We start from the raw sequence: 25,733 nt of genomic DNA on the forward strand, positions 1-25,733 counted from the left end.
TCAGTAACGGTGAAGTAAAACCGGGCCGGGTTCCTGCCGCGGGCCCCTCGGCAGGTCAGGCGGGGCAGCCGCAGCTCGCCCGGCGGACCAGGACCGTGGGCAGGGTGCGGGACTCGACGGGCAGGGTGCGGTCCGCCAGCCTGGCGAGCAGCACCTCCACCGCCTCCTCACCCAGGCGTCCCATCGGCTGCCGGACCGTGGTGAGCGGGGGGCTGACCGCCCCGCTCAGCGGGATCCCGTCGAAACCCGTGACGCTCATGTCCCCCGGGACCGCGATCGACCGCTCGGCCAGCGCCTGCAGGGCGCCCACGGCCATCTGGTCGTTGGCGCACACCAGACCCTGCGGGCGGGGCCCGTCCCGGTCCAGCAGTTCCGCCACCGCCTTGCGGCCGGCGGCCAGGGTCAGGTCTCCCCGCGTGTCCGGCCGCTCGGGCACCTCCAGACCCTCCTCCAGGAGGGCGGCCTGGAAGCCGCGGAACCGGGCCTCCGCGTCCGGGGAGTCCTCGGGGCCGCCGAGGAAGGCGAGCCGGTGGAGCCCGTGCTCGGAGAGCAGGTGCCGGGTGAGCGCCAACTGGCCGTCGAAGTTGGCCACTTCTACCCGGTCGAGTCCGGGATGCCGCTGTCCGGCGAGCACCACCAGGGGCAGCCGGCGCGAGACGACGTCGAGTTCGGCGGCGGGCCACTGCTGGGCGAGCAACGCCAGCCCGTCGACGCGGCCGGCGATCTCCGCCATCGACTCTCCCGCCCGGTCGGCCGGTGACGCCGAGATCAGCAGGGCGTAGCCCCGCCGCCGGGCGGCTCGCTCCATGCCCCGTATCACCTCGTCGCCGTAGAGGCTCAGCTCCGCGCCCTGGGCGTCGGAGGCGTCGTCGGCCGCGGGTTCGGCGAAGTCGGGGAAGCACAGCCCGAGCACCCCGGTGACCCGGCTCGCCAGCCCGCGCGCGCTCGCACTCGGCACGTACCCGAGCTCACGGGCGGCGGACAGGACCCTTTCGCGGGTCTCCGAGCGGACGCTCTCGGGGCTCCGGTACACACGTGACACCGTCGCGATGGACACGCCGACACGTTCGGCGACGTCATACACGGTGGGACCGCCCATGGAGAGCCCATCCTCGGCCTGCGGGACTGACAAATGGAAGCGCATTCAGGGTACCGCAGCTCTCCAGCCGTCCGGGGCAGGTCCAGCCGCGGCCGGAACGCGGGACCGCGCCGCACGTCAACGCGTTGGCCGGCGGTGCCGGAAAGACCGTCGCCGGCCGGGTGCAGCAGGCGGTGTGCCTGCTCCCGGCCGACCGCCCGTCGCCTGCATGTGCCGCCGTTGGCGAGCGCGGCCGTGACCGTCACCATCTGCAGTGGCGTCGTGGTGAGGCTCCCGGCGGATCGTCCGGTTCACGGCGCCCCCATCGCGTCCGAGACCACGGCGGCGGCCTTGGCGATGAGTTCGTCGTCGGGCTCGGCGTCCCGGTCGGTGCCATGGGAGAGCACCGCCATGACCAGCGGCGCGGCATCCGGGCGCCAGACGACGGCGATGTCGTTGCGGCCGCCGAAGGTGGCTGCGGTGCCGGTCTTGTCGCCGACCTCCCAGTCCTTCGGCACGCCGGCCCGGATCGTCTCGTCCCCGGTGGTGTTGGTGCGGAGCCACTCGGCCAGCCGCGCCCGCTCCGGCGTGTCGAGTACGTCCCCCAGCACGAAGGCGCGCAGGTTCCCGGCGAGCGCTCGCGGGGTGCTGGTGTCCCGTACCGCATCCGGCTCCCAGTCGCTGAGCGCGGGCTCGATCCGCTCCATCCGCGAGGTGTCGTCACCGGTGGTCTCCCGCAGGAACGACTGCAGCGCCTTCGGTCCGCCGATCTCCTCGAAGAGGAGGTTGGCGGCGGCGTTGTCGCTGTAGCGCACCGCGGCGTCACAGAGCTCGCCCAGCGTCATCCCGTCATCCACGTGCTTCTCGGTGATGGGGGAGTTCGCGACGAGGTCGCTCCTGTCGTACGTGATCTCCTTCTCCAGGCCGGCCAGCTTCCGCTGCCGCAGCACCGCCCCGGCCTCGAACGCCTTGACGGTGGACGCGAACGCGAACCGCTCCCCTGCGCGGTACGCCACCTCCCGGCCGGTCCTGGTGTCCACGGCGTACACCCCGAGCCGGGCGTCGTGGGCACGCTCCAGCTCCTTGAACTCCCGTGTCGCGCGCTGCTGCGCGGCCCCCGCGGCGGGGGCGGACGGTACCGCCCGGTGGTCCGGGGCCGTCGTCGTACGGCTGCCGTCCGAGCACGCCGCCGACGTCATCGCCACGAGGGTCGCCGCCGTGAGGCCCAGCAATCGGTTCGTGAGTCGCTGCATACCGCGTCATCCTCGTCACCAGCACTCATACCGTCCAATACGTTCTTGTGCCGTTCGATGCACTTTCCACATACCCTCTGGTCATGGACCTCGTCGGAGCCTGCCGCGCCTTCGTCGGCGTCGGCACGCGGGAGAGCTTCACGGTCGGCGCGGCCGCCGCCGGACTGTCCCAGCCCGTGGCCAGCCGCCGCATCGCCGCCCTCGAAAAGCACCTGGGGCAGCCGCTCTTCGAGCGCGCCACCCGCCGCACCGAGCTCACCGCCTTCGGCCGCGACCTCCTGCCCGCTGCCCGCCGGCTCCTGGAGGCCGCCGACGCGTTGGAGCACGAGGCCCGGATCGCCGGCCTGCGCCCCTGGCGGCTCGCCGTGCCCGCGATACCGCCGACCCTCGCCCTGGCCCGCCTGGTCGCCGATGCCAGGGAGTTGGGCATCACCCTGGAGGTGCACCCCGCGGACCCGGCGGGCCGCACCGAATTGCTGCGCACCCAGCAGGTGCGGGCGGCCCTGCAGGCGGTGCCGCCCGACGAGGCCGCCTGGACGCTCCCGCTCGGCCTCGCCGGCCACCACGACCCGGGCATCAGGCGGGTCCACCTCGACACCCTCCGGCCGGGGCGCGGCACCACCGGACCGCCGCGGCGCATCTGGCTCCAGCCCGAGGACGACGTACCGCACGTCCGCGACCCGCTGACCCGGCTGCGCGACGCCGCGGGGCTGCTGCCCGCGCAGCTCGCCGCCGCACCCGACCTGGCGACCGCCGCGGCGGAGGCGCTCGACTCCGGCGACCTGCTGCTCTGCTCCCCGGCCCAGGCCCGCGAACTCGGGCTGGACTGGCGCCCGCTCGGCGACCACCCGCTCGCCCGCGGCTACGCCCTCACCACCGCCGACCACGGCAATCCGCGGCCCCTGCAGACCCGCCTGTACGACATCATCGCCCGCTGCCTCGGCACCGCCTCCGCCCGGGAGCCCGCGTGAGCACCCAGGCCCTCCTGCACGGTCTGCGCGAGCAACTGCACGACGGCGGCCTGCGCGGCTGCTTCCTCGTCCGCGACCTGCGCTCCGGCGAGGAACTGGGCATCGATCCGGACATTCAGCTCCCCGCCGCCTCCCTCGTCAAGGTCCCGCTGGCGCTGGCCACCGCCGAGCGGATCCGCCGCGGCGAACTCGACGGCGCCACCCCCGTCGACGTGCCGCCCGGCCGCACCAGCACCCCGGGCCCCACCGGCCTGGCCCGCTTCCGCCACCCCGCCCGCATCGCGATCGACGACCTGCTCTACCTCAGCACCTGCATCAGCGACGGCACCGCCGCCGACGCCCTCTTCGCGCTCACCCCGACCGCCCGGGTCGACGAGCTGCTGCGGGAGTACGGCCTGCACGGCATCACCCTGCGCCACACCATGGCCGACCTCACCGACACCCCGGCCGAACACCTCGGCCCGCACGACACCGGGGGCCGCCTCGCGCTCTCGCTCGCCATCGACGCCGCCACCGACGGCCACGGCCACCCGGTACGCCAGCTCGACAACGCCCGTACCAACACCGGCAGCGCCCGCGCCTGGACCGACCTCCTCCAAGCCCTGTGGACCCCCTCGGCCATCCACCCCGAGACGGCTTCACGCGTCCGCGCACTGATGGCCCACAACGTCCTCCGCCACCGCCTCACTCCGGACTTCGCCTCGGACGCCGGCACCTGGTCCTCCAAGACGGGCACCCTGCTGAACCTCCGCCACGAAACCGGCGTCGTCGAGCATGCCGACGGCCGGGCCTTCGCCGTCACGGCACTCACCGAATCCCGCGTCCCCGCCGCCGTACAGCCCGCCGCGGAGGCCCTCATGGGCCACGTCGCCCGTACCCTCTGCAACCATCTGCGGCAGCGGTGATACGGAGATGAGCCCACAATCCTCATCCACCGAGGGCGTGGGTAGTGGTGGAGGTGCCCCCGCAGAGGGGTCACAGTCAGGGGTCGCTACGGCCTCCGTAGGCGAGCGTGTCGGCGCCATACGGAAAGGTGCGTCCGCGCTGCCGGAAGCGGAAGTGCCGGCAGGCGGGCGGGTCCTGCTCGGCGGGTGGCAGTCCGATCTCCCCGCCGCCCGCGACCTCACCGTCACGGGCGGCGCCTCACGCCGGCGGCGGGTCAGGGGCGGGGACAGGAGCTGGGGCGGGCCGCCGAACTCCACGGACACGGACGTGCCCGGCGGCACGGAGCGGTCCGTCGGCGCGAGACCCGGCCAGACGTCCAGCGCCTCCCCGCGGCAGCGTGCAATGCAGACCGGCGGCTCTGCTGCAGCCCGGGGTCCAGCGGGATCAGCCCGGTCGCCTGCTCCGAGGCCGCATCGACCGGTTGGCCTTGAACGGCCAGATGCAGCGTGGTCGCTCCCGGCCGAACGGACCACCCCGTCACCACCACCCTGACCTCCGGGCCGGGCGGGCGGACCGGTCAGCCGGATGCCGGCCGTTGCGTCTCCTGGGCGGCTTCCTCGGTGGCCGACCAGGTGGCGAGGAGGCGTAGTCCCTCTTCGGAGGGTGAGCCGGGCTCGGCGCTGTAGAGGGTGAGGGTGAGGCCGGGGGCAGCGACCAGTTCCAGGCCCTCGAAGGCGAGGGTGAGGTCGCCGACGGCGTGGTGGTGGAAGCGCTTGGTGCCCGTGCCGTGGTGCCGGACGTTGTGGGCGCCCCAGCGGGTGCGGAACTCCTCGCTGCGGGTGGACAGCTCGCCGACCAGGTCGTGCAGGTCCTTGTCGTGCGGATTGCGGCCGGCTTCTGTGCGCAGGATGGCCACGGAAACGTCGGCGAAGGCTTCCCAGTCCGGGTAGAAGCGGCGGGACGCGGGGTCGAGGAAGGTGAAGCGGGCCAGGTTCCGCTGGTTGCCGGGCGTGGCGTAGACGTCGTCGTAGAGGGCGCGGAAGAGCTGGTTGGCGACGAGGATGTCCATGCGGCCGTTGCGAACGAACGCGGGCCCGGCGGTGATGGCGTCGAGTGCCCACTGCAGGCTGCGGTGCGGCTTCCACTGGTCCTTGGTACGGCGGCGGCGGGGTCGGGTGAGGGCGTCGGAGCCGTCGGCGGCCTGGGCCAGGTTCACCAGGTGGGCACGTTCGGCCTCGTCGAGCTGCAGGGCGCGGGCGAGGGCTTCGAGGACGGCCGGGGAGACGCCGGCGAGGTTGCCGCGCTCCAGCTTCGCGTAGTACTCGACGCTCATGTCGGCCAGCGCCGCGACCTCGCTGCGGCGCAGGCCCGGCACGCGGCGCCGGGTGCCGGAAGGCAGTCCCGCCCGGTCGGGGGTGATCTTCGCGCGCCGCGAGGTGAGGAACTCGCGGACCTCCTCACGGTTGTCCATGCCTCCGACGGTACGTCCGGCAGGCGGCCATAGGGATGTATTGCCGGTACACCCCTTGTCAGTGACTCGCTACATGAGTGAACCGGGGGTTACCTGGAGGGCGTGTCGCTCCTCCTCCCCGTTGCCGAAGCGGGACGGGCGGAGCCCCGTATCCCCGGCAATGCGAAGGAACCTCTCATGCGCGGCGCAGTTATTCACGCTCCCGGTGATATCCGCTACGAGACCGTGGACGACGCGAAGATAGTCAAGCCGACCGACGCGGTCATCCGTACGGCGGCGACGTGCGTGTGCGGCTCGGATCTGTGGCCGTACCGGGGTGCGGAGCCGACCGGGCAGCCCCACCCGATGGGGCACGAGTACATCGGGTTCGTCGAGGAGACCGGCTCCGAGGTGACCGCGGTCCGGCCGGGCCAGTTCGTCGTCGGCTCGTTCGCCACCTCGGACAACACGTGCGCGAACTGCCGCAACGGGTTCCCGTCGAGCTGCCTGAACCGCGAGTTCCTCTCCACCTGCCAGGCCGAGTACGTCCGCATCCCGAACGCCCAGGGCACGCTCGTCGCCACGGACGGCGTGCCGGGCGAGGAGTTCTGGCCGGGTCTGCTGGCCGTCTCCGACGTGATGGGCACCGGCTGGTGGGCCGCCGACGCCGCCGGGGTGAAGCCCGGCTCGACGGCCGTGGTCGTCGGCGACGGCGCGGTGGGCCTGTGCGCGGTGATCGCGGCCAGGGAACTCGGTGCGGAGCGGATCATCGTCATGTCGCGGCACGAGCCGCGGCAGAAGCTCGCCCTGGAGTTCGGGGCCACCGACATCGTCACCGAGCGCGGTGACGAGGGCGTCGCCCGGATCAAGGACCTCACCGGCGGGATCGGCGCGGACAGTGTCCTGGAGTGCGTGGGCACCGCGCAGTCCATGCAGCAGGCACTGCGCTCCGCCCGCCCCGGCGGCGACGTCGGCTTCGTCGGCGTCCCGCACGAGGTCGCCGTCGACGGGCAGGAGCTGTTCTTCTCCCACGTCGGGCTGCGGGGTGGCCCCGCTCCCGTACGCCGCTACCTCCCCGATCTGATCCGCCGGGTCCTCGACGGGAGGATAGACCCGGGCAAGGTCTTCGACCTCACCCTGCCCCTCGACCAGGTCGCCGAGGGGTACCGGGCGATGGACGAGCGACGCGCCATCAAAACCCTTCTCACCCCCGGCCCGCCCCGCAGAAGGAACGGTGACGCAGCTCACTAGTCCCTGCCACCGCCCCACGGCCTTCCTGTCCACCGTCTTCCCGCGAAAGGCGCACCGTGACCACTCTCGCACTCGTCGGCGCCGGCCCCGGTCTGGGGCTGGCGACCGCCCGCCGCTTCGGCCGCGAAGGCTTCGACATCGCCCTCATCTCCCGCAGCCAGGACCGCCTCGACGCCCTCGCCGCCGAACTGGACCGGGACGGTGTCCGCGCCCGCGGCTTCACGGCCGACGTACGCGACCACCGGAGCCTGACCGCGGCCCTCGACGCCGCGACCGCCACGGTCGGCGTGATCGAAGTCCTGCAATACAGCCCCGTACCCCACGCCGATTTCATGAAGCCGGTCCTGGACACCACCACCACCGACCTGGACGCCCCGCTCGCCTTCTCCGTCAAGGGCCCGGTCGCCTGCGTGAATGCGGTCTTGCCCGGCATGCATGATCTGGGACGCGGCACGCTGCTCTTCGTCAACGGCGGCACCGCGGTACGCCCCCACCCCGACCGGGCCGGCACCTCGATCGCGTTCGCCGCGGAGAGCGCCTACGCGGCGATGCTCCATGACGCACTCGCCCCGGACGGCATCCACGCCGCCCAACTGATCATCCCCGGGGCCATCCGCCCCGACGCCGAGCACTCCAGCCCGACGGCGCTGGCCGAGCGCCTCTACACCATCCACACCGAGCGCGGCACCTTCCGGCACTACGCCGAGCCCATGCCCGAACCGCAGGACGGCAGCCCATGACCGTCCCCTCCCGATGGACGTCCGCACACCACTGCTCGGAGCCACGGTCATGAATCCCACCTATGACTTCACCGGACAGGTCGCCTTCGTCACCGGCGCCGGCTCCGGCATGGGCCTCGCCGCCGCCCGGGCCTTCGCCGCCTCCGGGGCCGCCGTCGCCCTGCCCGTCGACGGCGGCTACACCGCCCAGTGACCACCGCCGGACCGGGACGCCAACCGGCACCGCGTACGGGGAAGCAGACCGGAGCCCGTACCGGTCGCGGCACGGGCTCCGGTCGGCGGCCGTCGCTTACGGGCGTTCCCGGAGGGCGATCGCGTCGTAGACCAGCCAGGAGCCGGTGGCGTTGGTGAGCGTGAGGACGTTCCGGCCGGCGCGGAGCCGGTCGGCGGGGAGCGTGACGTCGAGGGTGCTGGGGCGGATGGCTCCGTCCTTTCCGTCGCCCCAGTGGTAGCCCTGGCCGCCGCCCTTGGGGGCGGTGACGTTCGTGGCCGGGCCGTCGTTGAGGGAGAGCTGCAGGGTCGGCGGTCCGGATTCGTGGGTGTCGATGAGCCAGGCGGTGAGGGCCAGGTCGGCGGCGGGTGCCTCGTCGAGGTCGAAGCGGAGGGTGAAGGTGTGCGGCTTCGCGCCGGCCCAGCCGTCGCTGGGGCCGGGGTGGATGTAGCTCCACGCGGTCGCGGGGTCGCTGCTGCCGATCGTGAAGTCGACGTCATCGGGGAACGCCTTGGGGTAGTCGCCGTAGCGGGCGGGCGACAGCGCGAACTCCCCCGTGGCCAGGTCGTTCTTGCCGACCAGTGCCACCTTGCGGCTCACGGTCGCGGGCAGCTCGCGGTCGACGCCGCCTTCCTCCCATGCGGCGGTGAGCGTCAGGGACTCCTCGCCGGACGCCTCCGCCGGCGGGGTGAGGGTGAACGTGGTCGTGGCCTTGTCGCCGGCGGGGACGTCGAGCGAGCGCTTCGCGGGCTCGACGGTCCAGCCGTCCGGCGCCTTCAGGCCGACGTCGACGGCGTGTGCCCGGTCGACGTCGTTGCTGTTCACCTGGACCCGGAAGGTCGAGGGGGTGTCCTGCAGCAGGATCAGCCGCTCCGGGACGGTCTCGATCGCGAGCACCGGTGCGATGTGGACGTACGTGATGGCGTCGGGCAGTTCGGTGCCGTCGGCGGCCTCTCCGGAGATCACGACGCGGTGCAGTCCCGGCGCGGCGTCGGGGCCTGCGCGGAGGCTGAGGTCGCGTTCGGCGGTGTCGTCGGCGGGTGCGGTGAGGCTTCCGCTCTCGGGCTGGAGGGTGATGCCGGCGGGGGTGTGGGCGCGCCAGGTGGCTTTGACCGGACGGTTCGTGAGGTTGCGTGCGGCCAGCGTCAGCGTGCCGCTTTCGCCGGCGTCGAGGCGTACGGTGTCGCGCGTGGCGTAGAGCACCGCGGGCGCCTCGGGAGACTTCGACGGCGGCAGTTCCGCTACGCCCCAGTCCTTGTTGGGCTCCGGGCCCATCCACAACTCCAGCGTGCCGCCCGCGGCGAGCCGGTCGTGAGGGAACCACGCGTTGTCCTGCCGCCGGCCGTTCAAAGTCGCCCGCTGGATGTACATGTGCTCGGCGGAGTTGTCGTGGGTGACGATCCGGAACCGCCCGCCCGCGTAGTAGTCCGGATGCAGTTGAATCGTGACCGCGTCGAAGACCGGCGACGTGATGTCGTAGACCGGCCGGGACAGACTCGCCCCCGTCACCTCGAACAACCCCATCGCCATCAGCGCACTCATCGACCCCATCTGGCCCTGGTCCTCGTCGAAGTGGCCGTAGCCGTCGGTGGTCGAGATCGCGCCGTAGGTCTTCTCCTTCACCTGCCGCACCCAGTACTGGGTCAGCCACGGATGTCCCACGTAGTTGAAGAGATGCGCCACCTGCAGTCCCGGCTGGTTGCCGTAGCTGACGTGGCCCTTCCCGTACTCGGCGATGAAGTTCGCGTCGGCGGACTGCTCGAAGGCGTAGTTGAGCTTGTCGGCGTACGCCTTCCGCCCGCCGAGCCTGTTGGCGAGGGCGATGACGTCGTGGGAGGTGAACCATGTCGCCTGCCATGAATTCGCCTCGACGAAGTCCTCGTGCGACAGCGGGTCGAACGGTTCCTGCCAGCGGCCGTTCATGGCACGCGGCCGGATGAATCCGGTCGAGCGGTCGAAGAGGTTGCGCCAGCTCCCCGACCTTTCGATGAGGAAGGCGCCCATGTCGGTGTCGTCCCACACCTCGAACTCGCCCAGCCCCACGTTCTCGCCGGTGCCGCCGGTCGCCTCGAACCTCACCCAGTTCACCCGCCTGGGCCGGAACTCCACCACCTTGTTCCGGCCGTCACCGGGAATGCCGTCCACCTTCACGGACGACCCGTCGCTGAAGAGCAGCACACCGGAGTTCACCCGCGAGTCACCCTCGGTGCGGTCGCTGAGCACCACTTTGTGGACGCGCTTCTTCTCCGCCCAGCTCAGCTTGATCCACGGCTTCTGCTCCCTGGAGGCCCACTCCACGTTCACCGGCTCGGTCACGCTGGACCGCGGCGGCCGCCCGTCCACCGCCCGCACGCCCGCCTGCGTCGAGTCGTTCACCTCCGACGACACCGACACCTCGGCGAACTGCGCCACGTTCAGACCGGACTTCCCCAGCCGCCGCGCCAACTGACCCAGCGTCCAGTCCTGGAACGCGTACTCCAGCGTCTGCCCCGCACCGCCCTCGAGCGGTCCGCCGCAGATCTCGTTCGGTACGTATCCGAGGTCGAAGTAGTAGCGGGCGCCGCCGCAGCTCCCCCAGCGCCCGTACTCGAACGAGCCGGCCTCGAAGAGCCCGCCGAGGGAGTGGGCGTCGAGCATGGCCTCGTAGGCGAGGTCGATGTCGAAGTCCCGGATCCCCTTGTTCCAGGCACCGCTGATGAACGACGTCACGGGTGATCCGGTCATCACCCACGAGTAGTCCCCGGCCACCGGGCCCCGCGGCAGCAGGCCCCCGTCCTGGTACATCCGGAGCTGCGACTTCACGATGCTGGAGTAGATCTCCGGATAGGCCAGCCCCAGCACGGTGTTGAGGTTCCACTGCGTCAGCCACAGCGCGTCGTAGTTGTACATCGCGTACCGCGGCACACCGCGGGAGTCCGACGGGATCTTCTGCACCTTGCGGTGCTGCCAGGTGTTGTCGAGGTACGTGCCGTCGGCGTCGCTGATCACGCTGCGGCCGCACAGCACGTGGAACAGGTCGGTGTAGAACTTCACCTGCTGCTGGTCGCTGCCCCCTTCGACGTCGATGCGGCCCAGCAGCCGGTTCCAGTGCTCCTGTGAGGCCGTCTTCACCGCGTCGAAGTCCCAGCCCGGCAGCTCCGCCTCCAGGTTCTTCCGCGCGCCGGCGACCCCCGTGAAGGACAACGCGACCTTCACCTGCACCTGCTCCCCCGCGTCGAGACCGCCGTACCGGACGTAGAAGCCCGCGCCACCGCCCTCGACCTCGTCGACCGCGGCCCCGCCGTCGATCAGCTCGCCGTCCGCCCAGCCGTGCAGGGAGTCGAAGGCCCGGTCGAACCGAATGCTGAAGAAGAGCTGGTTGTGGTGATCGGGGTAACTGGTGCCGCGCTGGAAGACGTACCCCTCCACCTCGCGGTCGCCGCGCCTGGTGATGCGGGCGTCCTTCATGATCGCTTCGCCCAGCGTCCCGCCGAGGTTGACGACGATCTCGCTCGCGCCGGCGGCATCGTACGTGTAGCGGTGCAGACCGACCCGGTCGGTGCAGGTCAGCTCGGCCGTGATGCCGTACCGGTCCAGGTGCAGCCTGTGGTAACCCGGTTCCGCCAGTTCGCCGACGTCGTGATTCACGTACGACTGCCAGCCGGTGTCACCCTCCAGCTTCGGCACCCCCTCTCCGGTCGTGGGCATCACCTGCACCCCGGAGATCTGCCAGCAGTGCAGGTGGCTGAAGCCCTTGACCTGGTTCTCCTTGCGCATGTAACCCGTCCCCCACGTCGCGTGGGTGCTGGTGTCCGGGCGGAGCTTCACCAGGCCGAAGGGGTTGCTGGCCGACTGGAAGAAGAAGAACCGGCCCCGGTCCGCCTCCACCCAGGGGTTCACGAGCTTCACGTAGTCCCGGCCCGCCTCCGCCGCGGCTCCCGGCGCCGACGCCCAGGCGCTCCCGGGGCCGTACGCGCCCACCACACCGGCGCCGAGCACGCCGCCGGTGGACAGCAGGAGGCGGCGGCGAGACATTCCACCGAGGGCTTTCCGTGCAGGCATGGGCAATCCCCTGTCGATCGTTTGGACACGGTTGACGAGCTGGTTGCGCGGTCGTGCACGGTGGACCGGGGCTAGGACGTCTCGCGGATGGCGAGGGCGTCGTAGACGATCCAGGAACCTGCTGCGTTGGTGAGCGTGACGGTGTTCCGGCCGGCGCGGAGCCGGTCCGCGGGGAGGGTGACGTCGAGGGTGGCGGGGCGGATGGCTCCGCCGGTGCCGTCGCCCCAGTGGAAGCCGTCACCGCCGCCGCCGGGCAGGTTGACGGTCGTGGCCGGTCCGTCGTTGAGGGCGACCCGCAGGGACGGCCCGGACTGCTGGGTGTCGACGAGCCAGGCGGTGAGGGCCAGGTCGGCCGCGGGTGCCTCGTCGAGGTCGAAGCGGAGGGTGAAGGTGTGCGGCTTGGCGCCCGCCCAGGCATCGCTGGGGCCGGGGTGGATATAGCTCCACGCGGTGGCGGGGTCGCTGCTGCCGATGGTGAAGTCGACGTCGTCGGGGAAAGCGGCGGAGTAGTCGCCGTAGCGGTTCGGCGCCAGCGCGAACTCCCCCGTGGCCAGGTCGGCGTCGCCGAGACGGGCGACGGCCCGGTGGACGGTGGCGGAGGGCTGGTGCTCGGCGCTGCCCCACCCGCCCTCGGCGAGCAGCGTGAGGGTCTGCGGTCCGGCGGCGCCCTGCGGCGGGGTGACGGTGAAGGTGGTGGTCGCGCTCGTCCCGGCGGCGACCTGCACGGCGCGGGACTCCGGCTCGACGCGCCAGCCCTCGGGGGTCCGCAGGGAGACATCCGCGCCGAGGTCCTGGTCATCGTGGCCGGTGAACCGCACCTGGAAGGTGACGGGGGCGGATTCCAGCAAGTGCAGTTCCGCCGGCTCGGTCTCGATCGAGAGCGCGGGTGCGACATGGAGGTACGTGATGGCGTCGGGTAGCTCGGTGCCGTCTGCGGCCCGGCCGGTGATCACGACGCGGTGCAGTCCTGCCGCGGTGCCGTCGGCGACTCGCACGGTGAGGTCGTGTTCCCCGGCGTCGTCGGCGGGTGCGGTGAGGCTTCCGCTCTCGGGCTGGAGGGTGATGCCGGCGGGGGCGTGGGCGCGCCAGGTGGCTTTGACCGGACGGTTCGTGAGGTTGCGCGCGGCCAGCGTGACGGTGCCGCTCTCCCCCGCGTCGACCCGTACGGTGTCACGGGTGGTGTAGAGCACCGCGGGTGCTTCCGGTGACTGCGAGGGCGGCAGTTCCGCTACGCCCCAGTCCTTGTTGGGCTCCGGGCCCATCCACAACTCCAGCGTGCCGCCGGCGGCGAGCCGGTCGTGAGGGAACCAGGCGTTGTCCTGCCGCCGGCCATTGAGAGCAGCCCGCTGGATGTACATGTGCTCGGCGGAGTTGTCATGGGTGACGATCCGGAACCGCCCGCCCGCGTAGTAGTCCGGGTGCAGTCGAATGGTCACGGCGTCGAAGACCGGCGATGTGATGTCGTACACCGGCCGGGACAGACTCGCCCCCGTCACCTCGAACAGCCCCATCGCCATCAGCGCACTGATCGATCCCATCTGGCCCTGATCCTCGTCGTGTCCCCCGTATCCCTTCGTCGTGGTCGTACCGCCGTACGTGATCTCCTTCACCTTGCGCACCCAGTACTGGCTCAGCCAGGGATGACCGACGTAGTTGAAGAGGTGCGCCATCTGGAGGCCGGGCTGGTTGCCGTAGTTGACGTACGCGTCCTCGTCGCCGTTCTGCCCCGCCCCCGTGAACTCGGCCTCCTCTGACCGCTCGAAGGCGCCGTTGAGCTTGTCGGCGTAGGCGGTCCTGCCGCCGAGCCTGTTGGCCAGCCCGAGGACGTCGTACGAGGCGTACCAGGTGGCCTGCCAGGAGCTGGCCTCGACGAAGTCGTCAGGGGACAGCGGGTCGAAGGGGTCCTTCCAGCGGCCGTTCGCGTCCCTGGGCCGGACGAACCCGGTGGAGCGGTCGAAGAGGTTGCGCCAGTTCCCCGACCTTTCGATGAGGAAGGCGCCCATGTCGGTGTCGTCCCACGCCTCGAACTCGTCGAGCCCCACGTTCTCGCCGGTGCCGCCGGTCGCCTCGAACCTCACCCAGCTCACATGCCTGGGCCGGAACTCCACCGCCTTCCGGCCCCCGGCGGGAATGCCGCTCACCTTCACCGACGACCCGTCGCTGAACCACAGCACACCGGAGTTCACCCGCGAGTCACCCGTGATGCGGTCGCTGAGCACCACCTTGTGGATGCGCTTCTTCTCCGCCCAGTCCAGCCTGATCCACGGCTTCCGCTCCGTCGATACCCACCCGGCGTGCCCAGGCCCGGTCACGCTGGACCGCGGCGGTCGCCCGTCGACCGCCCGGACGCCCGCCTGCGTCGAGTCGTTCACCTCCGACGACACCGACACCTCGGCGAACTGCGCCACGTTGAGGCCCGACTTGCCCAGCCGCCGCGCCAACTGGCCCAGCGTCCAGTCCTGGAACGCGTACTCGACGGTTTCCCCTGCGCCGCGGCTGCGCCATCCGGCGTGCAGGTCGTGGGGTACGTACCCGATGTCGAGGTAGGCGCGGCCGCCGCCCTGGTTCTCGCCCCAGGTGGCGTATTCGTACGGGGCCTTGTCGAAGAGGCCGCCGAGGGAGTGGGCGTCGAGCATGGCCTCGTACGCGAGGTCGATGTCGAAGTCCCGGATCCCCTTGTTCCAGGCACCGCTGATGAACGAGGTGGCCGGGGAGCCGGTCATGACGAACGAGTAGTTGCCGGCCACGGGGCCTCGCGGCAGCAGCCCTCCGTCCTCGTACATCCGGAGCTGCGACTTCACGATGCTGGAGTAGATCTCCGGATAGGCCAGCCCCAGCACCGTGTTGAGGTTCCACTGCGTCAGCCACAACGCGTCGTAGTTGTACATCGCGAACCTCGGCCGGCCTGACCCGTCGACCGGCAGCCGGCCGATCCGCCCGCGGCTCCAGGTGTCGTCCAGATACGTGCCGTCGGCGTCGCTGATCACGCTGCGGCCGCACAGCACATGGAACAGGTCGGTATAGAACTTCACCTGCTGCCGCTCGGTGCCTCCCTCGACGTCGATGCGGCCCAGCAGCCGGTTCCAGTGCTCCTGTGAGGCCGCCTTCACCGCGTCGAAGTCCCAGCCCGGCAGCTCCGCCTCCAGGTTCTTCCGCGCCCCGGCGACCCCCGTGAAGGACAACGCGACCTTCACCTGCACCTGCTCCCCCGCGTCGAGACCGCCGTACCGGACATAGAAGCCCGCGCCACCGCCCTCGACCTCGCCGACGGCCGCCCCGCCGTCGACCAGTTCACCGTCCGCCCACCCGTGCAGGGAGTCGAAGGCCCGGTCGAACCGGATGCTGAAGTAGAGCTTCGTGTGCTTGTTGTCGCTCTGGCCGTAGTAGTAGCCGTCGGTGAGCGTGCCGACCTGCGCCACGTATCCCTCGATCTCCCGGTCGCTCACCCTGGTGACGCGGGCGTCCCGCATCTCGGCCTCACCGAGGACGCCGCCGAGGTTGACGACGATCTCGCTCGCGCCGGCGGCGTCATACGTGTAGCGGTGCAGACCGACCCGATCGGTGCAGGTCAGCTCGGCCGTGATGCCGTACCGGTCCAGGTGCAGCCTGTGGTAACCCGGTTCCGCCACCTCACCGACGTCGTGATTCACGTACGACTGCCAGCCGGTGTCACCCTCCAGCTTCGGCACCTCCTCCCCCGACGTGGGCATCACCTGCACTCCGGCGATCTGCCAGCAGTGCAGATGGCTGAAGCCCTTCACGTGGGACTCGCTCCTGCGGTAGCCGGTGCCCCAGACCGAGTGGGTGCTGGTATCGGGGCGCAGCTTGACCAGGCCGAAGGGGTTGCTCGCCGACTGGAAGAAGAAGAACCGGCCGACGTCGGCCTCCACCCACGGGTCGACCAGGCGGACGTAGTCGCGGGCGGGCCCGGCCGAGGGTGCGCCCCCCGGCACCGCCGCGGCGGCGGTGCCTCCGCGGACGCCCGCGCCCAGGGTGCCCACGGCGAGCAGCCCGCTGGTGGAGGCCAGGAAGCGGCGGCGGGACGGGGCCGGAGTGGACGGATCGGGCTGCGACATGTCTCTGCCTTGTCTTTGATTGCGGAGCTACGGGACCGTGCGGTGCCGTGCGCCTGCGTCGTCGATGACCCTGGTGGTGCCGGTGCTCCAGCGCCTCGGGCAGTCCGGCCGGCTCGGGGCCCGGCACGGAGCATCACCGGAGAGCGGGCTGCGAGCACGTTTCTGGGGCCGAGGGGCCCGGTGCGCCGGTCCTTCAAGTGACGGAAGCTCTGGGCGAGTTATCGTTACCATGCGGCAGTGCGGTTGGAACGTAAGGGCCGGACGCGCCGACGTCAAGGGGGTGCGCTCCCCCGGGTTGAGCCGCACCCTCCTGACCTGGTACGCAAGAAGATCGATGCGCCGCACCGGCGAACTCCCCGCCGCCGAGCGCGTTTTACGGTGCGCCGGCATCGCGCTCAGCGCGAAGATAGCGTTACCATCGCCCTGCCGAACCCAGATCGATACGCTTCCCCACACGTTCCGTGCTCCCGGCGTCGCTCTCCGGCCTCAGTCCATGGGGGTTCGGTGCTAGCGTGGTGCTGCCCGGCAGGTCGACGGCAGGATCGCGGAATCTCGTCGTCCGCCGTCGTGCGGCGGGCCGGGCGCGGGGGCGCCTCGACGTGACACAGCGGGGGAGAAGACGGTGACCGAGGATTCTCCATCGCGTCGCCCTCCGACGATGCGGGACGTGGCCGAGCACGCGTCGGTGAGTCCCATGACGGTGTCCCGCGTGCTGCACGACGACCCCGGGGTGAGCAAGGCGACCCGGGAGCGCGTGCTCGCCGCCGTCGACTCCCTCGGCTACCGGCGCAACGAGGTCGCCCGCAACCTCCGGCTGGGGCGGACCAGCGGGCTGATCGGCCTCGTGGTCACGAACCTCGCGAACCCCTTCTACTCCCAGTTCGCCCTGGGCGTGGAGTCGGGCGTCAGCCGGCAGGGCCTGAAGGTCGTCCTCACGAACACCGACGAGGACGTCGAACGCGAGCGGCGGCTCGTGGAGGAGCTGACGGCGCGGCGCGTCGACGGCATGATCGTCGTGCCCGCCGGCAACGACCACTCCCACCTCGCCGCGCAGCCGGGCTCGGTGCCCATCGTCCTGGGTGCCCGCCCCCCGTCCGGCGTGCCGCTGGACTGCGTGCTGGTGGACGACTTCGGCGGCGCGCGCGAGGCGACTGCCGGTCTCCTGGCGGCCGGCCACACCCGGCTCGGCTTCCTGGGCCTGCCCCCGTCCGTCTGGACCAGTTCCGAGCGGTTCCGCGGCTTCTGCGTCGCGCTGGAGGAGGCGGGCGTCGCGCTGGACGAGCGGTACGTGCGGCTGCGGCAGCGCACCATCCCGGCCGCCGAGGCCGCCGCCCGGGAACTGCTCGAACTGCCCCAGCCCCCGACGGCGCTCTTCTGCGCCAACAGCCGCAACACCCTTGGCGCTTTCCGCGCCACGAGCCGGCTCGGGCGCCCCGTCAGCCTGGCGGGTTTCGACGACTTCGAACTGGCCGACGTGCTCGGGGTGCCGCTGATCGTGGCCTACGACCCGCGCGAACTCGGCCGGCGGGCGGCGGAACTGCTGCTGCGCCGCATGAACGAGTCCGATGCCGATCCGGACGACGCGGCGCCGCTGCGTATCGTCGTTCCCACGAACGTCGTGCGCTACGGCGACCCCGGTTCCGGCCATCACTGAGGTGCTTCGCATTCCACCGCGATTTCCGGCGATGGCGGGACATACGCCCTCGTGACCCGGTCCGGATATCGCGGTCACGCATTGCTGCGCGACGGGCCCGGAAGCCATAACCACGGCTGATACCCCTATCGCGGATCTCCGCCTTCCGCGCCCGTGACCACCGTGTTTCCATCTCATGCACTCACACCGTGGTGAGAGGAACTCCCGTGACAGCACTGCATACAGCGATAGCCATCCTCGTGGTCATCCTGCTCATTCTGGTACCGAAGGTGGAACCGGTGATCGCCCTGGTCATCGGCTCCCTCTATCTCGGTGTCGCGTCCGGCCTGGGATTCGAAGGCACCATCCAGACGATCGTGGACGGATTCGGCGACATCATGGCCGAAGTCGGCCTGCTGATCGGCTTCGGCGTACTGCTCGGCTCACTGCTGAACTCCATGGGATCGCTGCAGAAACTGGTCGAGAAACTGCTGCGCGCCCTCGGTCCCGGAAAGCTCCCCTATGCCCTCGCCGGGGCGCTGAGCGCGGTCTTCCCCTCCATTTACGTGGACGTCCAGCTCGTCCTCGCCGCCCCGCTGGCCAAGTCCGCGGCGCCGCGCATGGGGCGCCACGGGCTTCCGATGATGAGCGGCGCGCTGAGCGCGGGCATCCTCGTCGGCTACGTGTTCGTCGTCCCCGGCCTCGGCACCCTGGCGATCGCCGGGCTGCTGCACGTACCGCTCAGCACGATGCTGGTGTACGGGTTCGTCCTCGGCCCGCTCGCCGCGCTGCTCACCACCTTCCTCTACGGCCGGCTGCTGCGCCACGGCCTGTGGAACCCGGACACCGACGAGGTGCCCGGCGCCGAGAACGCGCAGGACGACCGGAACGACCAGGGCGACCGCGACGCCCAGGCCACCGGCGCGGGCGGCGCGAAGTCCGTACCCCCGCGCGGATCCCGCGGGAACGCCGCGGTGCCCGGCTCCGGCCGCCGCCCGGCGGGCGGGCCCGGCGCGGTCACGACCGCCGAGGCGCCCGCCGCGGCCGCGTCCGTGGCGGCGGACGCCCCCGAGGCCGACGTGCCCGGCGCCCGCAGGCCGATGCCGCCGCTGTATCTCGCGCTGCTGCCGATCGCCGTCCCGCTGCTGCTCATCGCGACGGGCGCGATCAGCGACGCCGCCGGGGTGGAGTCCGATCTGCTCACCTTCCTCGGCGACCCCGCGCTCGCCCTCTTCGCGGGCCTGGTCGGCGCGTACGCCCTGGCGAAGTGGGTGCTCACCGACGAGCGGGTGGGCGAGGCGATGACCGAGGGCTTCCACAGCACGGGGCAGATCCTGCTCGTCACCGGGGTCGGCGGCTCACTCGGCGCGGTGATCGGCGAGACCGGGCTCGACGACGTGCTCGCCGGGATCTTCTCCGCCGACGCGGGCATGTCGACCGTCGTGACGATCCTGCTGGTCTGGCTGGTCGCGGCGCTCCTGCACCTGGCCATCGGCTCCATCGGCGTCGCCGCCATCGCCGCGGCCGGGATCATCGCCCCGATCATGGGCGAACTCGCCGTGCCGCCGGCCGTGCTGGCGCTGGCGATCGGCTCGGGATCGCTCTTCGCCCTCCAGGTGAACAGCAACTTCTTCTGGATGTTCCAGCCGCTGCTCGGGGTGACCACCCGGGGCGCGCTCAAGGCGCTCACCTTCGTCACCGCGCTGGCCTCCGTCGTCTCGCTCGCCCTCGTCATCGCCGTGAGCTTCGTGGTCTGAGGTCCGCCGCCGGCCCTCAGCGCAAGCCCGAGAGAAAGAAGCGCATGCAACCCCTCCGCGGAATCACCGTCGTCTCGCTCGAACAGGCCGTCGCCGCCCCGTACGCCACCCGCCAGCTCGCCGACCTCGGCGCCCGGGTGATCAAGGTGGAGCGGCCCGGCAGCGGTGACTTCGCCCGCGCGTACGACAGCCGCGTGCGCGGGCTCAGCTCGCACTTCGTGTGGGCCAACCGCAACAAGGAGTCGCTCACCCTCGACATCAAGGACCCGCGCGGCAGCGACGTGCTGCGCCGGCTGCTCGCGCGCGCCGACGTCTTCGTGCAGAACCTGGCGCCGGGCGCGGCCGGGCGCGCCGGGCTCGGCCGGGCGGAGCTGCACGCCGCGCACCCCCGGATGATCGTCTGCGACATCTCCGGCTACGGTGCCCCGGGCCCGTACGAAGGCGCGAAGGCGTACGACCTGATGGTGCAGAGCGAGTCCGGGCTGCTGTCGGTGACCGGCACGGCCGCCGAGATGGCGAAGGTGGGCATCTCGGTGTCCGACATCGCGGCGGGGATGTACGCCTACAGCTCGGTCCTCGCCGCGCTGATCGAGCGCGGCAGGACCGGCGAGGGGGCGCACGTGGAGGTGTCCATGCTGGAGGCCACGGTGGAGTGGCTGGGCTTCCCGCTCTACTACGCCTACGACGGCGCCGAGCCGCCGCCGCGGGCGGGCGCGGCGCACGCCACGATCTACCCGTACGGCCCCTTCACCGCCGGGGACGGCAAGGTCGTCATGATGTGCGTCCAGAACGAGCGCGAGTGGGCGGCGTTCTGCGAGCGCTTCCTGCGGCGGCCCGAGCTGGCGGCGCACCCGGACTACGCGGGCAACGCCGCCCGCAACGCGCACCGCGAGGCCCTCGGCGCGCTCATCGCGGCGCGCTTCGCCGAGCTGACCGGCGCCGAGGCCGTCGAGCTGCTGGCGGCGGTCCCGGTGGCGCACGCCCGGGTCAACTCGCTCGCCGACGTGTGGCGGCACCCGCAGTTGGCGGCCCGCAACCGCTGGCACGAAGTGCGGACCCCGGCGGGTCCGATCCCGGCGCTGGCCCCGCCCGGCCCGGTCGGCGACGCACCCCGGATGGATCCCGTGCCGGGGCTCGGCGAGCACACCCGGGCCATCCTCGCCGAGGTGGGCCTCGCGGACGGCGAGATCGACGCGCTGGCCGCGGACGGCATCGTATGAGCGGGCACGCGGTGGCGCTCAGCGCGGCGGTGAGCTGGCTCTTCGTGCCCGCCACCCGGCCCGGCCGGTTCGCGAAGGCCGTCGGCAGCGGCGCCGACGCCGTGATCGTCGACCTGGAGGACGCCGTGGCCGCACGCGACAAGGCGGCCGCCCGGGACAGCCTCGCCGCGAGCTGGCCGCGGGACGCCGCCGTGCCGGTGGCGGTGCGGGTCAACGGACCGCGATCCGCGGAGTTCGCCGACGACCTCGCCGTCTGCCGGGCGCTGGCCCCCGCGGCCGTCGTGCTGCCCAAGGCGGAGTCCGCGGCGCAGGTGCGGCAGGCCGCGCGGGCGAGCGGCGCCCCCGTGCTCCCCCTGATCGAGTCGGCGCGCGGGCTGGTCGGCCTCGACGGCATCGCCGCGGAGCCCGACTGCCTGCGGCTGCTCTTCGGCAGCGTCGACCTCGCCCTCGATCTCGGCGTACGCGACGACCTGGCGCTCGACTCCGCGCGGGCCGATCTGGTCCGCTGGTCGGCCGCGCACGGCCTGCCCGCGCCCGTCGACGGCGTCACCACGGCCGTACACGACGCGCCTGCCGTGGCCCGGGCCGCCGGCCGCGGCCGGGACTGGGGCTTCGGCGGCAAGCTCTGCATCCACCCGGCGCAGTTGGCGCAGGTGCAGGCCGCCTACGCGCCCGACGAGGGCGAGCTGGCCTGGGCCCGGCGGGTGCTGGCCGCGGGTCACGACGGCGCGGCGGCGGTGGCCGGTGAGATGATCGACCGGCCGGTCGTCGAACGCGCCCGCCGCATCGCCGCGCAGGCCGAGCGGCACAGCTCCGCGTAGGCGCCGGGCGGGACACGTCCCGTCGGCGAGGCATCAGTGGGAAGGCGGTGCGGAGAAGCCCGTGGACATCGCTCAACTGCGCGACTTCATCGCCGTCGTCGACGCCGGCAGCCTCTCCCGGGCCACCCGCGCGCTGCACGTCTCCCAGCCCGCGATCAGCCAGCGCATGGCCCAGCTCGAAGCGCATCTCGGGGTCAGGCTGCTGGACCGCGGCCCGCGCGGCGTGCGGCCCACGTCCGCGGGCCGGGCGCTGTACCGGGACGCCCAGCAGTTGGTGCGCCAGTTCGACCGGCTCGCACAGGACATCGCCGCCAGCCGGCCGCCGGTGCACGGCCCGGTCGCGATCGGGCTGCCGACCACGGTGGCCGCGCCGCTCGCGCCCGCCCTCTTCACCTGGGTACGGGCCCACTACCCCGGCATCCACCTGCAGATGTTCGAGTCGATGAGCGGGTACGTGCACGAACTGCTGCTGGCCGGGCGGCTGGACCTGGCCGCCGTCTTCCGCGAGGACGCCGCGCCGCGCCCGGCGGAGCTGCCGCTGTACTCGGAGAGCCTGTATCTGATCGGCCGGCCGGACCCCGCCCCCGCGACGCAGGACGACGTGCCCCTCACCGACCTGCGGCACGTGCCGCTGGTGACGCCGGGCGCGCGCAGCAACCTGCGGACCCTGGTGGACCGGGCGTTCGCCGCGCACGGGATGGTGCCCGTGAACGTCGGCGACGTGGAGTCGCTCGGCACGCTCATCCGCATCGCGGAGAGCGGCGAGGCGTGCACGATCCTGCCGCGCTCGGTGGTCGCGGACCACGACCCGCACCGGCTCGGCGTGCGCCGCATCGTGGCCCCGGCGCTCCGGCGGCACGTCGCCGTCCTCACCGCCACGGACCGCTACGAGCCGCGGGAGAGCGTCGCGGCGGTCCGCCGGGGCATCGTGGAGGTCACCCGGGAGCTGGCCGCCGCCGACCGCTGGCCGGGCATCCGGCCGGCGGCACCCCCCGCCGCCGCGGACCCGCGGCAGGAGGCGCCGTAGCAGAGCGCCGTGCCCGGCCGGGGCTCAGGACGCGAAGCGGGCGCGCAGCGCCTTCTTGTCGAACTTCCCGGTGCCGGTGCGGGGCACCGCGTCCACGAGTTCGACGCGGTCCGGCAGTTGCCAGCGCGCGAAACCGCTCCGCTCCAGGTGCGTACGCACCTCGTCCAGGGTCACCGTCGCGCCGTGGCGGACGACCACGCATACCAGCGGCCGCTCCGACCACCTCTCGTCCGGCACCGCGACCACGGCCGCCTCGGTGACGGCGTCCATCGCCATCACCGCCGACTCCATGTCGACCGAGGAGATCCACTCCCCGCCCGACTTCACGAGGTCCTTGGCGCGGTCGGTGATGACGAAGTAGCCGTCGGGCGTGCCGGTCGCGATGTCGCCCGTGACGAACCAGCCGTCCTCCGTGAACTGCCCGCCGCCCTCCTCCCCGAGGTACGCGTCGGCCACCCAGGGCCCGCGTACCAGCAGTTCGCCCATCGACGCGCCGTCCCAGGGCAGCGGGCGCCCGTTCCCGTCGCGGATCTGCGTCTGCACCCCCGGCAGGGGCAGCCCCGCCATGCCGCGTACGGCGTCCGCGAGCCGTTCCTCGTCCCAGCCGCGCATGCGCTCCTTCGGCCAGGCGAAGCTGGCGAGCGGCGACGTCTCCGTCATCCCCCAGATCTGCACCAGCGGGATGCCGAACTCGGTGCGGTAGCGGTCGATGAGCGCGCGCGCAGGACGCGCCCCGCCGCACAGCAGGTGCCGCACGTCCGGGAGCCCGCCGCCGCGGGCGGTGAGGGCGTCCGCCACGGCCATCCACACGGTCGGCACGCCGGCGGCGACGGTCACGCGCTCCTCGGCCATCAGCTCCACGAGCGCAGCCTCGTCCAGCGGCCCGCCGTAGAACACCTGCTTGGCACCGTACGGGGTGGCGGTGTAGGGCAGGCCCCAGGCGTTGGCGTGGAACATCGGCACCACCGGAAGGACGGCGTCGCCGGGGCCGATGGACATCGCGGCCCGGGAGGATCCTGCGAGGGCGTGCAGCATGGTCGAGCGGTGGGTGTAGACCACGCCCTTGGGCCGGCCCGTGGTGCCGGAGGTGTAGCAGAGGCCGAGCGGCGCCCGCTCGTCGATCTCGCGCGGCTCGTACGTCACGGGCTGCGCGGCGATGAGCTCTTCGTAGGCAAGGGTGCCGGGCAGCGTGGTGCCGGCGGGCACCCGGTCGGCGAGGACCACCACGTGGTCGACGCCCGCGAGGCCGCCGCGCTCCGCGACCTGCTCCAGCAGCGGCAGCAGATCGGCGTCCACGAGTACGACCCTGTCGTCGGCGTGCTTGACGATGTAGGCGAGTTCGTCCGCGGACAGCCGTACGTTCAGGGTGTGCAGCACCCGTCCGGTGCAGGGCACCGCCCAGTACGCCTCCAGGTGCCGGTAGCCGTTCCAGGCCAGCGTGGCCACCCTGGCGCCGGGCGGCAGCGCCAGGGCGTCGAGCGCGTGCATGAGCTGCTGCGCCCGGCGCCCGAAGTCCGCGTAGGTGTAGCGGTGCCGGCTGCCGTCCGGGAAGCGGGTGACGACCTCGGTGTCGTGGAAGTAGCGCGGCCCGTGGTCGAACAGCAGCCAACTGTTGAGCGGGATGTCCATCATCGCCATGGCGGACATGTTGACCGGGGTCCGGGACCCGGACCACGGAGGAAGACCACACTCCGGACCGCCCTCTTGTGGAGACCTTCTCTGTAGTCGCGCGTGCCGTCCGCTTCTACGTTCTCCCCGACGCCGACGCCCTGTCGGCACTCATCCCGCGGCATCCGAGGTCGGCATGACGAGCACGACGAGTACGACGAGCGGTGACACCACCGCGCTCCCGCGCGCCATCCTGTCCACCCGTGGCCTGACGAAGGCGTTCCAGGGCTTCCGCGCCGTCGACGGCGTGGACCTGGACGTCGCGGAAGGCACCGTCCACGCGCTTGTCGGCCCCAACGGGGCCGGGAAGACGACCCTGTTCAACCTGCTGACCGGCTTCCTGCCGCCGTCTGCGGGGCGGATCGAGCTGGCGGGGCAGGACATCACCGGGCTGCCGCCGGAGCGGGTGGCGCGTCTCGGTGTGGCCCGCTCCTTCCAGGTCACCAGCCTCTTCCCCGGCGTGACGGCACGCGCGCATCTGGAACTCGCGCTGCAGGCGGGCACGGACCTGGGCCGCCGGTTCTGGCGGTCGGACAAGCTGCTGGCCCGGTTCACCGAGCGGGCGCGGGAACTGCTGGACCAGGTGGGCCTCGCGGAGCGGGCCGAATCGCCGGCGGGCAGCCTGCCGTACGGGCAGAAGCGCGCGCTGGAACTGGCGCTCGCCCTCGCCCTGGACCCCCGGGTGCTGCTGCTCGACGAGCCCACGGCCGGCATGGGTCTCGAGGACGTGGACCGCACCGTCGCGCTGGTGGACCGCATCCGCGCCGGCCGCACGGTGGTGCTGGTCGAGCACAACATGAGCGTCGTCGGCTCGCTGGCCGACACCGTCACGGTGCTGCAGCGCGGCCGGGTGCTCGTCGAGGGCGCGTACCGGACCGTCCGTTCCGACCCGCGGGTCGTCGAGGCGTACCTGGGGGCCGGCGTTGCTTGAGGTGCAGGGCGTGACCGCCCACTACGACGAGGCCGAGGTGCTGCGCGAGGTGTCGCTGACCGTCGGCGCCGGGGAGGTCGTGACCCTCGTGGGCCGCAACGGAGCGGGGAAGACCACGCTCCTGCGCTGTGTGATGGGTCTGCACAGGCGCACCACCGGGACGATCCGCCTGGCGGGCCGGGACCTGGGCGCGGTGCCGCCGCACCGCAGGGCCCGCCGGGGCCTCGGGTACGTCCCGGACGACCGCGGCATCTACGCGGGTCTCAGCGTGGAGGAGAACCTCACCCTGCCGCCGTCCAAGGCGGATTCGGCCTGGCCGCTGGCGCGCGTCTACGAGGAGTTCCCGGCGCTCGCCGAGCGCCGCCGCAGCGCGGGCGGCAAGCTCTCCGGCGGCGAGCAGCAGATGCTCGCCCTCGCCCGGGTGCTCCGCACCGGCGCCGGGGTGCTGCTCTGCGACGAGCCGACCGAGGGGCTGGCGCCGATCGTCGTCGAGCGCATCGGCGAGATCCTGCGCGAGGCCAAGCGGCACGGCACCGCGGTGCTGCTGGTGGAGCAGAACCTGCGCTTCGCCACCACCGTCGCCGACCGCCACTACCTGCTCGACCGCGGCCGGATCGCCGAGTCGCTGGCCAACGACGACGTGCGCGAGCGCGAGCACGAACTCCTGGACTACCTGGGCCTGTAGCCCGGCCATCGCAGGGGCCCTATCGGCAACGTCGA

At 72.2% G+C, this 25,733-nt stretch carries 17 protein-coding genes and 1 pseudogene; 12 read left to right on the top strand and 6 right to left on the bottom strand.

Annotation, left to right across the window (positions count from 1 at the left end; genetic code table 11):
• Positions 1-55 precede the first annotated feature (55 nt).
• Together DMB38_RS01290 and bla are read right to left on the bottom strand one after the other, a co-directional pair.
• Positions 56-1,099, bottom strand: a complete 1,044-nt coding sequence (locus DMB38_RS01290) for a LacI family DNA-binding transcriptional regulator (protein WP_125933574.1) — start codon at positions 1,097-1,099, stop codon at positions 56-58.
• A gap of 290 nt (positions 1,100-1,389) precedes the next feature.
• Positions 1,390-2,331, bottom strand: a complete 942-nt coding sequence (gene bla, locus DMB38_RS01295) for a class A beta-lactamase (RefSeq protein ID WP_206337612.1) — start codon at positions 2,329-2,331, stop codon at positions 1,390-1,392.
• A gap of 83 nt (positions 2,332-2,414) precedes the next feature.
• Here bla and DMB38_RS01300 point away from each other — a divergent pair, with 83 nt between their 5' ends.
• Together DMB38_RS01300 and DMB38_RS01305 are read left to right on the top strand one after the other, a co-directional pair.
• Positions 2,415-3,302 carry a LysR family transcriptional regulator gene (locus DMB38_RS01300; protein WP_125933575.1) on the top strand — a complete coding sequence of 296 codons (888 nt, stop codon included), beginning with the start codon at positions 2,415-2,417 and terminating at the stop codon, positions 3,300-3,302.
• Positions 3,299-4,207, top strand: coding sequence for a serine hydrolase (locus DMB38_RS01305; RefSeq protein ID WP_125933576.1), 909 nt, complete (start codon positions 3,299-3,301; stop codon positions 4,205-4,207). Before DMB38_RS01300 ends, DMB38_RS01305 begins: the two co-directional genes overlap by 4 nt.
• A gap of 557 nt (positions 4,208-4,764) precedes the next feature.
• Here the strand turns inward: DMB38_RS01305 and DMB38_RS01310 are convergent.
• Complete coding sequence (locus DMB38_RS01310; RefSeq protein WP_125933577.1) at positions 4,765-5,658, bottom strand: helix-turn-helix transcriptional regulator; 894 nt, start codon at positions 5,656-5,658, stop codon at positions 4,765-4,767.
• A 177-nt stretch (positions 5,659-5,835) separates the two neighbouring features.
• On the opposite strand from DMB38_RS01310, the gene DMB38_RS01315 reads away from it, so the two are divergent.
• From DMB38_RS01315 to DMB38_RS01325, 3 genes and pseudogenes are all read left to right on the top strand, one after another.
• On the top strand, positions 5,836-6,888 hold the full coding sequence (locus DMB38_RS01315) for a zinc-dependent alcohol dehydrogenase family protein (protein ID WP_125933578.1): 1,053 nt from the start codon (positions 5,836-5,838) through the stop codon (positions 6,886-6,888).
• A gap of 56 nt (positions 6,889-6,944) precedes the next feature.
• A complete protein-coding gene (locus DMB38_RS01320) occupies positions 6,945-7,628 on the top strand; it encodes an SDR family NAD(P)-dependent oxidoreductase (RefSeq protein WP_125933579.1) in 684 nt (227 codons plus the stop codon).
• Between the two features lie 49 nt (positions 7,629-7,677).
• Positions 7,678-7,791: pseudogene (locus DMB38_RS01325) on the top strand (oxidoreductase); the annotation flags it as partial.
• Between the two features lie 126 nt (positions 7,792-7,917).
• On the opposite strand, the gene DMB38_RS01330 reads toward DMB38_RS01325, so the two are convergent.
• Entirely contained in the window at positions 7,918-11,880 is a 3,963-nt protein-coding gene (locus DMB38_RS01330) for a glycoside hydrolase domain-containing protein (protein WP_240661898.1), read from the bottom strand.
• Positions 11,881-11,951: 71 nt separating this feature from the next.
• Positions 11,952-15,956 carry a glycoside hydrolase domain-containing protein gene (locus DMB38_RS01335; protein ID WP_125933580.1) on the bottom strand — a complete coding sequence of 1,335 codons (4,005 nt, stop codon included), beginning with the start codon at positions 15,954-15,956 and terminating at the stop codon, positions 11,952-11,954.
• A gap of 658 nt (positions 15,957-16,614) precedes the next feature.
• On the opposite strand from DMB38_RS01335, the gene DMB38_RS01340 reads away from it, so the two are divergent.
• The 5 genes from DMB38_RS01340 (at position 16,615) to DMB38_RS01360 (ending at position 22,414) form a co-directional block, all read left to right on the top strand.
• Complete coding sequence (locus DMB38_RS01340; protein ID WP_125933581.1) at positions 16,615-17,610, top strand: LacI family DNA-binding transcriptional regulator; 996 nt, start codon at positions 16,615-16,617, stop codon at positions 17,608-17,610.
• A gap of 206 nt (positions 17,611-17,816) precedes the next feature.
• On the top strand, positions 17,817-19,346 hold the full coding sequence (locus tag DMB38_RS01345; protein WP_164715908.1) for an SLC13 family permease: 1,530 nt from the start codon (positions 17,817-17,819) through the stop codon (positions 19,344-19,346).
• A gap of 44 nt (positions 19,347-19,390) precedes the next feature.
• Positions 19,391-20,566 carry a CaiB/BaiF CoA-transferase family protein gene (locus DMB38_RS01350; protein WP_125933582.1) on the top strand — a complete coding sequence of 392 codons (1,176 nt, stop codon included), beginning with the start codon at positions 19,391-19,393 and terminating at the stop codon, positions 20,564-20,566.
• Complete coding sequence (locus tag DMB38_RS01355) at positions 20,563-21,387, top strand: CoA ester lyase (protein WP_125933583.1); 825 nt, start codon at positions 20,563-20,565, stop codon at positions 21,385-21,387. The genes DMB38_RS01350 and DMB38_RS01355 overlap by 4 nt, the downstream gene beginning before the upstream one ends.
• A 61-nt stretch (positions 21,388-21,448) precedes the next feature.
• Complete coding sequence (locus tag DMB38_RS01360; RefSeq protein ID WP_125933584.1) at positions 21,449-22,414, top strand: LysR substrate-binding domain-containing protein; 966 nt, start codon at positions 21,449-21,451, stop codon at positions 22,412-22,414.
• Between the two features lie 24 nt (positions 22,415-22,438).
• On the opposite strand, the gene DMB38_RS01365 is transcribed toward DMB38_RS01360, so the two are convergent.
• Positions 22,439-24,052, bottom strand: a complete 1,614-nt coding sequence (locus DMB38_RS01365; protein WP_125933585.1) for a long-chain fatty acid--CoA ligase — start codon at positions 24,050-24,052, stop codon at positions 22,439-22,441.
• A 166-nt stretch (positions 24,053-24,218) separates the two neighbouring features.
• On the opposite strand from DMB38_RS01365, the gene DMB38_RS01370 reads away from it, so the two are divergent.
• Together DMB38_RS01370 and DMB38_RS01375 are read left to right on the top strand one after the other, a co-directional pair.
• Complete coding sequence (locus DMB38_RS01370) at positions 24,219-25,013, top strand: ABC transporter ATP-binding protein (protein ID WP_125933586.1); 795 nt, start codon at positions 24,219-24,221, stop codon at positions 25,011-25,013.
• A gap of 10 nt (positions 25,014-25,023) precedes the next feature.
• Positions 25,024-25,698 (top strand): ABC transporter ATP-binding protein, encoded by a 675-nt coding sequence (locus DMB38_RS01375; RefSeq protein ID WP_125933587.1) that lies wholly within the window; start codon positions 25,024-25,026, stop codon positions 25,696-25,698.
• The last annotated feature ends 35 nt before the right edge of the window (positions 25,699-25,733 follow it).

It is taken from the genome of Streptomyces sp. WAC 06738, from assembly GCF_003945505.1.
Classification (GTDB): domain Bacteria; phylum Actinomycetota; class Actinomycetes; order Streptomycetales; family Streptomycetaceae; genus Streptomyces.